The organism is Parasutterella secunda, from assembly GCF_016901835.1.
GTDB classification, from domain to species: Bacteria; Pseudomonadota; Gammaproteobacteria; order Burkholderiales; family Burkholderiaceae_F; genus Aphodousia; species Aphodousia faecavium.
The window spans coordinates 21,873-37,618 of record NZ_JACJKX010000004.1 but is presented as its reverse complement, the minus strand read 5'-3'; the positions used below and the strand labels follow the sequence as shown (position 1 = coordinate 37,618).

Genomic DNA, 15,746 nt, shown 5'->3' with positions numbered 1-15,746 from the left:
GTTCATGAACTTCATTTAGATGGACCGGGTTACATCTTTTTGGATCCGACGAAATATCTCAATATTGATAAAGTAGGCAATGTCCAATTGGGAGGATCCGTTCTCGATTACGATGATTCTCCCCATAAGCAAGTTATCATTCAGGCCGATCACATCTTAGGTGAAAATGATCGGATTCATTTGGTCACCCGCAATGAAGAAGGTGGTTTCGATGAGAATAGCCATCACACAAAAAATTATGATCTGTTTAATTCAGTGACCGGCCAAAAAGCGGCTGTAGCCACTTGGGGTTATAACATCGCTAAAGAACAAATTAAAGAAAATGGTGAAACTCAGGGTGATGTTTATGTCGGTTATTCCTTAAACCAATTGGAGTTATTGGGTCACGAGAAAGTTGATCATGCCTTGGAAATTAATTTAACTCAAGCTACTGACAATACATTAAGTGCAAACATTATCGGTAACGGAATTATTGAAATTCACGGGGACAAAGAGAAAGACACTGTGCGGTTTTCGGATTCTCGAAATGACTTTAACGGACTGGTTGATGTCGATTCAAATCTGACATTAGAAGCGTTGTCCGGAGCCTTAGGTCAAGGCGGTGTCGCCCTTTTGCTTGGAGAAAATTCTACATACAAAATGGTTAATCAAGGCACTCAAAAGTTAAACGGACTCGTTCTTTCTCACGGAAGCCGTATCGAATTAAATGCCGGCAGCGAACTTGAACTAGCTCTCAATACTACTTATCTGCGCTCTGACCAATCCGTTGTAAAAAATGCAACAATCGGAGACGGACACCTTCAAGGGGCCGGCACTTTAACGTTAACCGAGGGAACACTTCTGTTTTCTGAAGCATCTAAATTATTTGATGATTTTACCGGAACGCTGAAAGTCAAACTCGGCGCTGAAATGCAGTTTGCCGGTACCGGTGGTTTCTTATTGCAAAATCTTCATGATGATGGAACCGCAACGCTCCTGACCAACAGCACCCTCGGTAACCTTGAAAGTTTTACCGGATTGATTTCTTTGGGAGACAAAGTTGCGCTGACTCTCAATAACACAACAGACTTGAATTCAACACCAAACTACCGTCAATCTATTCAAGGAACGGTCGGTAATTCAGTTGTTTTTGACGACTTCGATGTAAACAATACTGATCAATCGGTAGAAATCGATAAACCTTTTAAGTTTGAAAATATTGATTCTTTCAAATTTAAGAGTATTACCGGAACATTCGGTCTGTCGGATAAACAAGATTTAACTTTAGCTGACTCAACAATTGTTCGCCGTGTGGATAGCTTGGATAAGGTCTCAATGGACTCTGATTCTTCTATCTTCTATGAAATTAAAACGGGTCAAGATCAATACAACCTTGAAGAGATTAAAGGCCTGGGCACATTAGGACTTTTGTTTAACGGTGAAAATCAAAAGCTCAATATTGAAAAAGTGACTTCAGAGTTCAAAGGTACTTTACGCTTTGACAATGCAACATTTGAGATCGGCTCTAATCATAAAGAAAACGCCAACTCTGACTTAGCCTCTCAAAATGGGTTATATGTCGGCCAATCTTCTACATTAGTCATGGATGGATCGCAGACGATGGGAGGAGATTTGACGCTGGCGGGTGGCAGCAGCATTGATTTCTCTCAAGGACGGGGCAACTTCGTGACTGAGGGAGTGAGTGCCAATGCTATTGACATGAATAAGCATTCCGTTGAGGTTGTCGATGCTCAAGATACCAAAATCAAAGTTACCGTCGATTCTGATGTGAAAGTTGATCAAGCTTATACAGGCGGGACTTTAATGGAGGCTGTACGAGTCGATGACGAGATCGATTTGAATTTAGTTTTAATCGACAATATCGGTAGTGACGCCAATGAGGCTAAAGCCGCCATGCAGCTTGATAATGTCAGCGGTCATTCAGCAACAGCAGTCGTTGATTACAAAGATATCGCGGATATTACGACCGGTGTATCGCTTCAAGCCTCGGGAGACGAAATCGGTTTAGCGTATAACACCGTCACTCAAGTAGCTATCTATGATGGAGTTGAAGCTGTATTTGAAACAACGAATGCTGTCAACGGCGACGTAATCAGTGCCGACATCGTCAATAAAGGGAAAGAAGGTGGCTCCGTTCGTTTTACCGGAGACAACAAAGTTATCCTGAGCGGTAATAACAGCTACACGGGTACCACTACGCTAGATGGAAATGTTACTTTGGTTGCTAATGCCGGAACGCTAGGTCAATCTGAAAATGTGATTGTTGGAACAACCGACGGTGCGGCGACATTATTGGTCAATGGCAGTCAAAACATCGGTGGGTTGTCTCTTCAGGATAATGGCGCAATGGCTATTGATGCCGACGCTGTTATGACGATTACTGATAGTGATAACAGTAATATCTTTGGGGAGTTGTCAGGTAATGGCACCATCAACTTAGTCAATTCACAATTGACATATCATGGAGCTCTAACTCGAGAATCTGAATTACTTGAAGTGAATTTCATAACGGATAAAACGAGTCGCTTTATTAAGACGGGTGCGAATGTCATTGATTTTGCACAAAATCTGTCAGACTTTAATCTAAGCCTGAATCAAGGAGGAGTGATTCTTGACAATGGTGATTCTCTGAATAATTTAGCGGTACAAAAAGGGACTACTGTTGATGTTAACGGCAAGGTCAATATTGCAAAGCTTTCCGGCAGCGGGGCAACGTTTAATATGTCTGTTGCATTCGGCGAAGGTTCGCAAGAAGAACTGGTTGACGGAAAGGCCGGTTTACATATTGATCAGGCAAGCGGAGAGCATTTCGTTCAAGTCACATCGAAAGATTTAAATAAAGGCGCCGAAGAAAAGATCAAAGTCATTGAAGTGGGTAAGGGAGACGCTTCATTTGCCTTGGCTAATGGCTTAACTGCTATTACCAGCGGAGGTTACGATTATGAACTCGTAGCCAATGCTGCTGAAGGCGGTTCCGGAACGGACTATTTCTTAGATAGTGTTTCCGGACCGGAACAGATTCGAAACACTACAGTAACAGCCGGTTCTTACATCGGCATTGCCTACGCAGCTCAATTGTTTGATCTGTCCTTGCATGACCGAGTGGGCAACCGTGATTGGATCAATCCGATGACGGGTGAAAAACAAACAACGTCGTTGTGGATGCATCACACGATGAGTCATGAACGTTATCGGGATTCTACGGCTCAATTGAGAATGCGTACAACCTCCAATACCACGATGTTGGGTGGTGATCTCGTGCAGTTCACAACAGGTGACTCGGGTCTTGCTTATGCCGGTCTCATGGGCGGTTACGGTACCATGGATACGAAGTCTCGCTCAAAGGTAACGCATCTCCACTCTAAGGCCGAGACGGATGCTTGGGGTGTGGGTGCTTATGCCGGATGGAAAGCCAACTCTGACGGTCAAACAGGACCCTATGTTGACGGTTGGGTGATGTTTACGCATGCCAACAGTGACGTCACGGGTGTCGATCAAAACACCGAAGACGTTAAAGGCCAAGGCCTCTCAGCCTCGTTGGAAGCCGGTTGGGGCTTTAAGGTCGGTAGCGTCGCCACGAAGAACGGTAAAGTGGCGAACTTCACAGTTGAACCTCATGCATCTGTGACGTGGTTCGGTATGCAATATGACGAAATACACAACGACGCACAGGACGTGAAGTTTGAAGGTGAAAATAACGTTCGCACACGTTTAGGTGCTCGTGCGATCTTAAGTCAAGAGGGCAACAACAATTTCAACGCATTTGTTGAAGCCAACTGGGTACATAACACGCAAGAGTACGGTGCGACGATTTCCGGTCTCACGGTGGACCAAGCGGGTTCCCGTAACCAAGGCGAAGGTCGAATTGGTGTTGATTGGCGTGTAACGGACAGCCTCTCTGTTTGGGGTAGAGTCGGTGCTTCCTTCGGCAACGACAATTACAACGAACGTGAAGGCTCGATCGGTGTTCGTTATCAATTCTGATCATTAAACACTCTTTAATTCAAAGGCCTCGGTTCAATCCCCGAGGTCTTTGTTTCTGAACAAAGTCAAAAATTGTACGATCCAATTTCAATGAGATTGCCGTCCGGATCTCGCAAATAGACCGATAAAATTTTTCCTCTAGCTCCGGTTCTTTTCATAGGACCTAATTCAATCTGCACTGCCGGGACCAGGGGTTTGAGCATGAGGAGCGATAGGGGAGTCGGCACGATGAAAATTTATTTTTGACTGACCGATCTTCACAGCTTGTCTTCCGTTACCAAAGCTAATTAATGGACAGCCAAGGATGTCTCTGTAAAACCGGATCGAACGTTCTACGTCTTTGACGGTAAATACAAAATGATCGATGTGTCTAAGCTTAAAAGAACTCATCATAATTTACAAAAAATCTTCCTTTTAAGTGTATATCCAATCCGAAATATTATGACTTGTCCTGAAAAAAGTTGACACCTTTTGATCAAGTAATGAGAGTCAATGACATATTACAGAGGCGAGGCGGATCCGGCCTATCAAGTATGTTAGGGTCGACTGAAAACGCTTTCCGCGGTGTCAAACCCGGTGCGAAGAGCTCCGACGGTCAGGCAATAGACATCCGTTGCACGGTTAAGTAATTAACTTAGTCTTTTCGTATCATCCCAAGCGTTGCTTTAAAAAGATAACGCTTGAGATTTTAATTTAAGGTATTAAATTAATATTATTTTTATATTAATTTAATATTATTCAACAATAAAACCTAAGAAGTAAAAGAACCTTTCAGGAAGTCTTCTTCTATTCGATTCTTAAGAAAGAGAATAGGGAAGGGCTTTGAGATTAAATTCAACGCTCTTAGCTAAAAAACTTCCTTTTTCAAGACTCTTTACTGAAACCGAGGCAAGCGTTTCGGTTCGTTTATCAATGATCGAACTAATCACCACCTTACCCACGGCAGTCTCGGCCTCAAACACATCGTCACCGGGTAACAGTTCGAGAGCTTTCTCACTTTCAATCAGAATCATCCGGCGGGGAGTGGAGCCGATATGCTGCATACGGGAAATAATTTCCTGACCCGGATAGCACCCTTTATCAAAGACAAGGCCGCCCACTAATTCCAGATTGATCCATTGAGGAATAAAGGCTTCTTTTGTTTTCTTAAATACCCAAGGCGTGCCCGTTTCGATTTCACTGGTAAACCAGATATCTTCGTCCGTCTCCGGCTGAAAACGATCGGTCACATGTGAGGTTTTACCGATAACCACCGCGCGTTTTTGACTTCCCCAATCGGCGACACGAGCAACCGTCATTTCTCCGTCATGAAGAACATGATCGGTTTCGGGAAGAGTGATTTCAGGATTGACAAGACCGATAACGGAAAAATCATCCGCAACACGAATTTGCACCTTGCTTCTCAAAATAAACATAGAGAGACGTTTGACAAAACCGGCTACCAGATCACAAGGAATGATCAGATAGTAGCGATCATCCTTTTTAAAAACACGCATGAGCGCCAGTATTCTTCCCTGAGGCTGACAATAGGCTGCCAAACGGAAAGCATCACCCAAATTTTTTATGTGATTGGTAAATTGCCCATGTAAAAAAGTCTCGGCATCTGCACCGGATACTTCTAAAACAGAAAGTGACTTTAAAAGAGAACACGTTTTTTCAGCATTAATAACTGAGGTCTTAAAAGAGCCGAAATTGTGATTTTCCATGAGCAACTACTCCAAAATTCAATGCAGGCTGATATTATGAAGGCTTCAAAAAAATAGTGCGAATTTTCTCTACATGTTTAGGTTTAATAAGGACTTTTTTAAAACGCTCAATCGCCCGAACAAACGAGCCTGGATTATCGGTGCTGTCGCTGCTTTGGCTGTCATTGATCTTTTTATTATCAGTGCCAATCAAATCAGTTTTACCGATGAGGCGCTCGCCAAAAAAGAAATCACTTTTAATGTTCCGCCCGGCACACCGGCCTCACGCATCCCGGCTATCCTTGAAAAAGCCGGTGTTGAAGTCAATGATTTTTATTTCAAACTGTCCTTGAGAATTACGGGAGCCCACAAAAACCTTCATGCCGGTTTGTATCAGGTGTTCCCTGATGATACCGTTTCCAGTATCACGGATCGCTTGGCAAAAGGCGAAGCTTATCTTTTCTCCTGGCGTATTCCTGACGGGTCAACGTATTGGGAAGTGAGAAAGAGCTTAAATGCCATGCAAGGGATTAAGCATGATTCGGCTCAGATGACAGCGGAAGCGCTTTTATTTGCGATCGGTGCGAAGGAACAACACCTTGAAGGCCTCTTTGCACCCGATACCTATAATTTTCATGCCAATGTTTCGGATCTCACGATTCTTAAAAAAGCCTACGAGCATCAGCAAGCCATTCTCACAGAAGAGTGGACGAACCGTTCAGCAGACTGCCAGGTTAAAACGCCGTACGAAGCGTTGATTTTGGCCAGTATCGTCGAGCGTGAAGTCGGCCGAAGCGAAGATCGTGCCATTGTGTCCGGGATTTTCTCCAATCGCCTGAGAATCAAAATGCCGCTTCAAACGGACCCCTCCGTTATCTATGGTGAAGGGGAGACCTTTGGAGGAGACATCAAGCGTGAGCATTTAAGAAAAGATACGCCTTACAATACGTATCGGTTTGTCGGATTGCCACCTACGCCGATCGGCAATCCTACGCGTGAAAGTATTCATGCGGTGCTTCATCCGGCAAAAACCGACTATCTCTATTTTATCAATAAGGCAAACGGTGACTTGGTTCCCAGTAAGACCTTGGCCGAACACAACCGTGCCGTGCGCCGCTACATTCTCAATAAAGGACACTAAAGATTATGCGAGGGCGCTTTATCACTTTTGAAGGCATTGACGGAGCCGGGAAAAGTACGCAGATTGATGTGATTGAGGCAACGCTTAAGGCTCGTGGGCTGGAGGTCATCCGTACGCGAGAGCCGGGCGGAACGCCCTTAGGTGAAGTGATTCGCAAAGAACTTTTATCTGTATCGATGGATCCGGCAACAGAGACGCTTCTTTTCTTTGCTTCCCGCGCCGAACATATCGCTCAGGTCATCCGTCCGGCATTGGAGCGCGGTGCCTGGGTTTTAAGCGATCGTTTTACCGATGCAACCTACGCCTATCAGGTCGGAGGCAGAGGATTCCCGGCTGAAAAAGTCGAAGAGCTCGAGCGTTGGACGCACGGTGACCTTCAGCCCGATCGCACGGTGCTTTTTGATATTGAACCCGAGGTAGCTGCCAAGCGAGTGGCTCAAGCCAGAAACCTTGATCGATTTGAAAAAGAAAATCTCGATTTTTTCACACGGGTGAGAAACGCCTATTTGACACGCGCCAAACAGTCGCCCGATCGTTTTCTTATTGTCAACAGCATGCAGGATAAAGAGACGGTGAGTGACATTCTGCGCAAGGAGTTCTCAACATGGGCTTAGCCGTTTACCCTTGGCAAGAGGAGTTAGCTCGAGAACTCGTGAGTTTTCGCAATAATCTCCCCAACGGCCTTTTGATTTACGGACCGCGTGGCATCGGCACCATTGACTTAGTGGTTGCCTATGCCAAAAGCCTTTTTTGTGAACACCCCCACCGCGACGGCACGCCTTGCGGAGAGTGCAAAGGCTGCAAAATGGCCAATGCTTTTACGCATCCGGATTTGCGCTATGTGGTAAGCGAAGCGGAGGCTATCCCTCGAGGGATTCCTTTTGAGCCGCCGTCCAACGCCTCAAAAGACAGAAAGATTTATCGGGAAATTCTCATTCATCAGCCTCGAGAATTGACGGACTTTTTAAATCTTGCCCCACACATTGAAAACGGACGCCGAATTATTGTGGTGTATCCGGCGGACGCCATCCGAGCTGATGCTGCCGCAACGTTTTTAAAAAGTTTGGAAGAACCACCTGAGAGAACGACCTTTTTGCTTGTTGCAGACGATATTGATCGGGTGCTGCCCACGATTCGCTCGCGCTGCAGACTTTTAAGAGCCAAGGCGCCGACGCACGAAGAGGCTTTGTCTTGGCTTAAAGCACGTGGCATTCGTGATGCTGAAGAAGCGCTTGCCCGAGCTGCAGAAAGGCCTTGTCTTGTGACCGATGAAGAAGCCATCCGTCAAAACACAGAAATTGACGCCAAAACGCGCGAGCAACTGTTGACACTCACTACGATGGCCCCCGAGATTCGTCTGGCGCTTTTGAAGACCCTTTCTCAAGGCTCTCGAATTGACCCCACCAAAATTGCGGTTAAAGAGGGACGCACCGCTTTGCCGGTCTCTGCGGTTTTACCGGTACTTGAGCGCTGGAGCTACGATCTTTTAGCGGTCAAAACCGGACTTGAACCACATTATTTTCCGGCCTATTCTCCGCAGATGAAGCAGCTCGTGGCAACGGTGGATGCTGACAAACTCTTTAAATATAACGACAGCCTTAAAGCCATGAGGCGTGTGGTCACACACCCCTTAAACGCTCAACTGATCATTGAACAGGCGATTTTGCGCTATCGCAAAACGATGGCCAATCAAAATTTCGATTGATTGCAGCTACATGGCTTTGAGTTTTCTCATCGCGCGGGCCACTTCACTTTCTTCGGGCGTGAGGTAGCGGCTCGTGGTGCCGACGCTTGCGTGGCCCATGGCGTTTTGTACCACATTAACTGGCATTTCTTTCAGAGCCGTGGTGGCAAACGTATGCCTTAACCAGTGCGTGGAACTGGCCCGAAATTTTGCTGCGTCCAGCGGATGCTCGCTTTCAACATGGGCAGCGACTGCGGCTAAAAATTCTTCGAGTGTCCTATAGAGTCCTGAGCGACTTAAAGCCGTGCGTTTAGCCTGCCCCGGCCGCAGCTCGGTTTTTCTGCCTCGTCCTAAAGAAGCCAAAAGGGGAGTGTCCTCATCGACGATGCCCAATCCCGGGAGCGACCGAAAGGCAAGATAATGATTAATGAGGGCAAGCTGCTCGTCTTTGAGTGGTAAGCGTCTCACTTTATCGCCTTTACCCACGACTTCAATAACGGTAATGCTGTCATTGTCGATGCGCCGGCGGGCAATCCACGAGGCCCTTGCCTGAAGCATTTCGCTTGCCCGAAGGCCCAGACCTTTCCCCAACATCAAAATAACGGCAAGCCTTGCGTGTCGCTCATCATCGTCCATTGACTCAAAATAGTCATAAATAAACTGCCATTGCTCTTCGGTGAAAGACCGGTCCGCAAAGGCCTTCGGGGCTCCTTCGCCTTCAAGATAGGGCACTTTGGTAGAGATTTGATCGAAGGGGTTATAGAGGATATAGCCCGTTTTCTTTAAAAAATTGAATAACTGGCGCACAACCGTCACGGACATTTTGCGTGATGTATGCGAAAGTGGTCCGTTAAAAGGTCTCCAATTTTCATTTTCGCGCGGCGTGTTTTTGGCACCGATCCAGTCGTGCTGCGGACAGTGCCAGCGTTTGGCCCAATCGCTTTCGGCAAGTCTTCCCAACTCTTCGAGCCATCTGAGATAGTCCGAGGCCTCCGTCACACCGACTGAACTCATGGCAATTTCTTTTTCAACGGTGCACCAAAGCAAAAACCGTTCGGCTTCTTTACGGTAGACACCTTGAGTATTGGCGTTACCCGCACGAGCCGATAACCAGGTCTTTACCGCCGAGAGATCGTCGGTTGCTTCAAGACTTTTCATGGCATCGTTGCCGCGATTAGAACCTGTTTTACCATCCAATCCTAATGAAAGCGTCAATTTCTCAAGCGGTTTAATCCGAGGATTAGACGGGTAGGAAAAAGAATCATCCGTCTCAGTTTTGGTATCAGCCTTTTTACTTTGTCTGATCAGACCGTTATCGAGGAGCCACTTGCTGATTGCTTCTTTTTCTTCTTCAGTGTCGAAAACTTTTCCCAATTCGTTCTTTTTAACGAGTTTGGTGAGGTCAGAGACTCTTACACAGCGGTTTTGCAGAGCTTTAAAAGCCAGCTTTTCATTAAAAACCTCCACCAGCATGGTTTGGGAGGTGACTTTGGCGGGCATTTGATCGAGAAAAAGACTGTCCATACGCAAACTTATGTTGAATAATGATTGTTATTGTAGGTTGATTTTATTTAATATTGTTGTTTGTCAAAACAAAAATAGCGTTTTTTCTTATGCGTCGGTTTCTGATTACCTGTGTGGCCATCATGGTCGTGATCTTTTCTGCGATGGGTGTGGAATCACTCATCATGGGTGATCACAACTCCATTTTGAGGCAGACCCTCACCAGTCCTGTCAAACAAATTATTGACGGCTCGCGCATCAATTCCAATCAGGTTGTTGTGGCAATTGACACCCAGATTGATCCGTACATGCAGCGTACCTACTTTAAAGCGACGATTGACGCAATTGATAAAACGGTGCGAGGAGCCGATAAGTTTTTAGTGCTCAAGTTTCTTGATCGCGACGCAATAGCGTCTATGCTAGTTGACAATGAGATTGATTTTGTCATCAGTGAATCGGACTTCTATGCTGATCTGGCCTTTGAAGATAAAGTCAAAGCCATAGCGATGCTTTGGCGTCCTCAGGCGAAGTCGCCTAGCTATTCAACCGCCTCAACAATTGTGGTGTCAAGTGACAGTACCAAAATTTATACGCTTACCGATATTGCGACGGGCTCCTATCGCGTAGCCGGTACCGCCGAAGAATCCTTTGCCGGTTTTACCGTTGCTAAAGAGCCCTTTGTCCAAAAAAATCTTTCCTGGCAGGCCGCCTTTAAAAACATCGCCTTTACTTCTAACCGTGATCCGCTTGAAGTGCTCAATGCCGTGAAAACGGGCAATGCTGACGTGGGAATTGTTCCTGCGTGCTTCATTGAAGTCGCGATGATTCAAAATAAGGCGCACTTAAGTGATTTCAGAGTCATCAATCCGCAGCCGGTCTCCGACCTTGCCTGTCAGCACTCAACTAATGCGTACCCGAGTCTTATGGTTTCTTACCGCAATGGCGTCGACAGTAACTATATTCTTGAAATGACCAATGCTTTATTGGGAATTAAGCTTCCCTACGGTGCAACCTGGAGCATGCCGGAAAACACACGTGCGCTCTATGACCTGATGTACCACTTGAGAATCGGCCCTTATAACAACGTAACGTATTCGGCAATTTATCGAACTTTAAGCGAAAACCGCACGATTTTTATTACCGCCATTTTCTTAATTGTGGCGGGCTTTTTCTATAACCTCATCATTTCAGTTGAAGTCGCCTCGCGCACGAAGGCTCTGAAAAAAGCACTTGCTGAAAAAGACCGGATCTCTAAGCAGCAGGAGCAGACAAACGAATATATTTCGAGGCTTGAGCGCACGGGTATTGTGGGACAGATGTCGAGCATGATTGCCCATGAATTAAAGCAACCTTTGGCAACGGTCTCCAATTATTCGCGAGGACTTTTGCGTCGTATTGAAAAGGGGACGGCTGACAAAGACACCGTTATTCGTATTCTCAAAGAGATTGAGTATCACACTGAGCGTGCCAATGATATTGTCGATCACGTCAGAAGTTACGCCAAACCCCATGAAGTCAAACGTGAAGAGCACGACATTCGCGATATTGTTGCCAAGACCGTGGCCACGTTTGAAAAGTCCGGCCGTACCACTGTACCGGTGGTCGTTGAAGGGGTGCAAAAAGCCCCCATCGAAGCCGATGATTGGGAATTGGAATTGGCGATTTTAAATCTTTTGAAGAACTCGGCCGACGCTTTCACCGAAGTGCATCCTGCCATGCGTGACACCTCCGAAGACCTCATTCGAATCCGCATTGAAGATCATGAAGATACCTGGTGGATTCGGGTGATTGATAACGCCAAACATGTCGATGAGGAATTTACCAAGCAGTTCTTCCAAAAATTGGAAACGACTAAAGCTCATGGTTTGGGCCTGGGGCTTTCAATTGTGAGTTCTCTGGCAGAGCGTCACGCGGGCCGAGTCTGGGCAGAACCCAATCCGGGACGAGGCGTGATTGTGACGATTGAACTTCAAAAATACGTGCCAATTGAAGAAAAACTTAAGAAGCTTTAACTTATTTCGGGGCTTTGAAAAAAGCCCCACTGCTGATTTCCTTATTTCAAATCCAATCGATACAGTTGATCATTTTGGATAATCAAATCACAATTAACACTGGAATTTTTCTTTTCAAAATTGTCAACAAACCCCAACAAATGTAAAATCATATAGCGGTTTACGAAGATTTTCTTCATAAAATCAAATTTAATTGGGGTAGTTATGTTACTTGAATTTCGTGTTTCGAACTATCGAAGTTTTCGTGATCAACAAATCTTTTCAATGTCGGCTTATCCCAGACACGAAGAGGGTCTCGATACGCATGCTTTTAAGACAGGTGTAGAAAATATCCCTCCGGTTTTGAAAACAGCAGCAATTTATGGTGCTAACGCAAGCGGAAAATCAAATCTGCTCAAAGCCATTCAATTTATGAGGGGTTACGTTCTTCAAACAGTTACGAATCCTCTTTCTGTTTTGAATGCAGCATACAGCACCTTTTTGTTTGACACTGAGTCTGCAACCAAACCCTCATCTTTTGAGATTACTATTTTGGTCGATAAGGTTCGATACCAATACGGTTTCAGTCTTTTGAATGGACGGGTGATTGAAGAGTACCTTTTATCCTACCCTCAAAAGGTTGCCCAAACCTGGTTTAACCGTATATGGAATTCTCAAACCGGGCAATATGAGTACACATACAGTACATTTTTTAAAGGCAGCAAAAAGACGTGGGAAAAGATGACCCGGGATTCTGTGTTGTACTTAAGTACCGCTGTTGCCTTGAATAATGTTCAGCTCAAACCGATCTACGACTGGTTTAAAGATCAATTGGTTGTTATTAATGACCTGGAACGTCTGAATCAAAACTTTACGGTCAACCAAATTAAATTGGGCAAGGCCAAAGATGCGATCATTAAGCTCATGCAATCTGCGGATTTTTCAATTGATGATATTCGCTTGCTGACAAAAAAAATTCCCAATAAAAACATCACAATTGACGGGGACAATCAAGTGCAGGTGATCGACCAAGAGATCGATCACGACTTTGTGTCATTGGGCCACAAAACCGATTCCGGTATCCGTTTTTTAAATTTAGAGCAAGAGTCTCTAGGTACACAAAAATTCTTCTTTTTAGCGGGTCCGATTTTGGATATTTTGAACAAGCACGTCACTATTTTGTTTGATGAGCTTGATAACAGTCTGCACCCTAAATTGGTAGAAAAATTGATTCAGGCTTTTGAGACCATTCCTGATCAGGAGGAAGGATCTCAACTGATTTTTACAACGCATTGTGACGGGTTGCTGGAAAATCAAACTTCATCGCCCCAACAGGTTCCGCTTTTGCGACGCGATCAGGTTTGGTTTATTTCAAAAAATGAAACACAATCTTCAAATGTGTATTCGTTGCTTGACTTTAAAGTCAGAAAAAATGAATCGGTACGAGACGGCTATCGTAGAGGTAGATTTGATGCAATTCCTTTTATTGATCGGTTGAATAACGCAGGATAGATATATGGCAAAAAAGAGACACCATTCTTTGGATAGACGCAATGCAGGGAAACGACCGACCAGGGATCGCATTCTTATTATTACCGAAGGAGAAACTGAAAGAGCCTATTTTGAGGCTCTCCGACGGTATTATCGTATCCCTGCTGTTGAATGTAGGGTAATGCCGTCAGGAAAAGGCACCTCTCCTAAAAATATAGTTGATTACGCGGAATCCTTGCTTCTGAATGGTTTTACTAATAATCAAAGACTGCTTTTCCCTCCGAAGGCATTTGAAAAAGTCTTCGTTGTGTTTGATGAGGATAATGATCCATTAGCTCGAATTACCGCAATCAAGAGAATTAAAGAGCTATCAGGGAAGTACCGGACACAGGAAAAACAGAATATTGAGTTTACAGCGGTTGACTCTATTCCGAATTTTGAATTGTGGTTCCTACTCCATTTCGAGTATTTGTACCCACAAAAAATGCTTCCACTAGATTCTATTGAGCGTTTAAAACGATATGTCCCGGATTATGTTAAACCGATGTCGACAATGTTTGACAAAACAAAGGATCAAATTTTTTTAGCCGTAAAAAGAGCGGAAAAATTGCTTGCAGATGATAGCCGGCAGAAAGGAGATATCTGTACAAACGTTCATCTGAGTGTTAAAGCGTTGCTCCAATCTGAAACGGGTTGATCGGCTCGCCATTAAGTAAACCGGATTGTCTCTCTGAAACAAACCGGTTTAATTTTTTAGAGTGCTTTTTTAATTGAACGTGATGTCATACTGCTCCGGGCTGTAGCAGCTTTCAACCTGAAGTCTCACCGGGCAATTGATGAAATCCTGCAAAAGATTGAGCGCCTCGGCCTCATCTTCCAAAAAGAGGTCGATGACGGTTTGACTGGCAATAATGGCAAATTCTTTGATGCCCGGGTATTGACGCCATTCTCTTAAGACTTCACGCAAAATTTCATAGCACACGGTTCGGGCAGTTTTAATTTCGCCTCGTCCGCCGCACAAGGGGCAGGGCTCGCAGAGAATATGTCCGAGTGAATCGCGCGTGCGCTTTCTCGTCATCTCAATGAGCCCGAGTTCGGTAAAGTTGCTCATCGTGATGTGCACCCGGTCGGTTGAAACTGCCTTTTGCAGTTCAGCTAAGACTGCCGCCCTGTGTGAGTCTTTTTCCATATCGATGAAATCAATAATGATGATGCCGCCCAAATTGCGAAGTCTTAATTGACGGGCAATGACTCGCGCGGCTTCAAGATTTGTTTTGAAAACCGTGTCGCCGAAATCGCGCTTTCCGACATAAGCACCGGTATTCACGTCAATTGTGGACATGGCTTCGTTTTGATCGAAAATGAGATAACCGCCGGACTTCAGATCTACTCGGCGGGAAAGCGCCTTTTCAATTTCGCTTTCGATGCCGTACTGCTCAAATAGCGGCGTTTCGGCCGTATACATTTCCAACTTATCGGTCACGGTCGGCACAAAGGTTTGAGCAAAGGTTTTGAGTTTATCGATATTGTCATCCCAAGCATCGACAAGCACTCGAGTGGTGTTTTCATTGACCATATCACGAAGGGCACGCTCTTCAAGGTAGAGGTCCTGGTACAAAATACCGGGAGCAGCTGTTACCGTTATTTTCTCGGCGATCTGCTTCCAGAGTCTGCCAAGATATTCCATATCGGTGAGAAAGTCTTCGCTTGTGGCCCCTTCGGCACAGGTTCTCACAATGTAGCCGCCTTTTTCGCTCTCGGGTCTCACGGCTGTAATGAGGGCTTTGAGTCTGTCGCGCTCAACTTCATCTTCAATTCGTTGAGACACACCGATATGGGGCTCTTTGGGCAAATAGACCAATTTGTGGCCGGCAAGCGAAATGGTGGTTGTAAGTCTTGCGCCTTTCGTACCGATCGGATCTTTGGAAACCTGAACGATGACAGACTCTCCTTCATGGAGCAGATATTCAATGGGTTTATAGGAACCGTCATCCTGGCGGGCCGTATAAATATCATGAACGTGTAAAAACGCCGTGCGCTCGAGACCAATATCGATAAAGGCCGATTGCATGCCGGGGAGCACCCGCATCACTTTTCCCTTGTAGACATTGCCCACTAAACCTCGCTGCGCGCGACGTTCAATATGGAGGTCTTCCAAAATTCCGTTGACCATGACTGCCACGCGGGTTTCCTGGGCTGAGCAATGAATGAGAAGTTCTTCGTTCATATTTTTTAAGAAATTAATTCAGTTCTTCAAAGGACGGCAG

Annotated in this window: 11 protein-coding genes; 7 read left to right on the top strand and 4 right to left on the bottom strand. The window is 45.3% G+C overall.

From position 1 onward, the window contains the following. Positions 1-39 precede the first annotated feature (39 nt). On the top strand, positions 40-3,984 hold the full coding sequence (locus H5985_RS03370; RefSeq protein WP_205049910.1) for an autotransporter family protein: 3,945 nt from the start codon (positions 40-42) through the stop codon (positions 3,982-3,984). A 168-nt stretch (positions 3,985-4,152) separates the two neighbouring features. On the opposite strand, the gene H5985_RS03365 is transcribed toward H5985_RS03370, so the two are convergent. Continuing rightward, the gene (locus H5985_RS03365) at positions 4,153-4,374 is read right to left on the bottom strand and encodes a VOC family protein (protein ID WP_338124951.1); all 222 of its coding nucleotides are present in this window, start codon (positions 4,372-4,374) and stop codon (positions 4,153-4,155) included. A gap of 407 nt (positions 4,375-4,781) precedes the next feature. Further along, on the bottom strand, positions 4,782-5,690 hold the full coding sequence (gene ygfZ / locus H5985_RS03360) for a CAF17-like 4Fe-4S cluster assembly/insertion protein YgfZ (protein WP_205049909.1): 909 nt from the start codon (positions 5,688-5,690) through the stop codon (positions 4,782-4,784). A gap of 73 nt (positions 5,691-5,763) precedes the next feature. Between ygfZ and mltG the strand changes: the two genes are divergently transcribed. The 3 genes from mltG to H5985_RS03345 are packed head-to-tail and all read left to right on the top strand — an operon-like array spanning position 5,764 to position 8,515. Beyond that, positions 5,764-6,810 (top strand): endolytic transglycosylase MltG, encoded by a 1,047-nt coding sequence (gene mltG / locus H5985_RS03355; protein WP_205049908.1) that lies wholly within the window; start codon positions 5,764-5,766, stop codon positions 6,808-6,810. Between the two features lie 5 nt (positions 6,811-6,815). Next, positions 6,816-7,424 (top strand): dTMP kinase, encoded by a 609-nt coding sequence (gene tmk, locus H5985_RS03350; RefSeq protein ID WP_205049907.1) that lies wholly within the window; start codon positions 6,816-6,818, stop codon positions 7,422-7,424. Next, on the top strand, positions 7,415-8,515 hold the full coding sequence (locus tag H5985_RS03345) for a DNA polymerase III subunit delta (RefSeq protein WP_205049906.1): 1,101 nt from the start codon (positions 7,415-7,417) through the stop codon (positions 8,513-8,515). The genes tmk and H5985_RS03345 overlap by 10 nt, the downstream gene beginning before the upstream one ends. Positions 8,516-8,521: 6 nt before the next feature. On the opposite strand, the gene H5985_RS03340 is transcribed toward H5985_RS03345, so the two are convergent. Next, entirely contained in the window at positions 8,522-10,018 is a 1,497-nt protein-coding gene (locus H5985_RS03340) for a tyrosine-type recombinase/integrase (RefSeq protein ID WP_205049905.1), read from the bottom strand. 89 nt (positions 10,019-10,107) lie between these two features. Here H5985_RS03340 and H5985_RS03335 point away from each other — a divergent pair, with 89 nt between their 5' ends. The 3 genes from H5985_RS03335 to H5985_RS03325 all read left to right on the top strand — a co-directional run bounded on the left by H5985_RS03335 (position 10,108) and on the right by H5985_RS03325 (position 14,176). Next, positions 10,108-12,009 (top strand): sensor histidine kinase, encoded by a 1,902-nt coding sequence (locus H5985_RS03335; protein WP_205049904.1) that lies wholly within the window; start codon positions 10,108-10,110, stop codon positions 12,007-12,009. A gap of 204 nt (positions 12,010-12,213) precedes the next feature. Further along, complete coding sequence (locus H5985_RS03330) at positions 12,214-13,500, top strand: AAA family ATPase (RefSeq protein ID WP_205049903.1); 1,287 nt, start codon at positions 12,214-12,216, stop codon at positions 13,498-13,500. 4 nt (positions 13,501-13,504) lie between these two features. After that, complete coding sequence (locus H5985_RS03325) at positions 13,505-14,176, top strand: RloB family protein (RefSeq protein ID WP_205049902.1); 672 nt, start codon at positions 13,505-13,507, stop codon at positions 14,174-14,176. A 69-nt stretch (positions 14,177-14,245) separates the two neighbouring features. On the opposite strand, the gene rng is transcribed toward H5985_RS03325, so the two are convergent. Continuing rightward, complete coding sequence (gene rng / locus H5985_RS03320) at positions 14,246-15,706, bottom strand: ribonuclease G (protein ID WP_205049901.1); 1,461 nt, start codon at positions 15,704-15,706, stop codon at positions 14,246-14,248. Positions 15,707-15,746 lie beyond the last annotated feature (40 nt).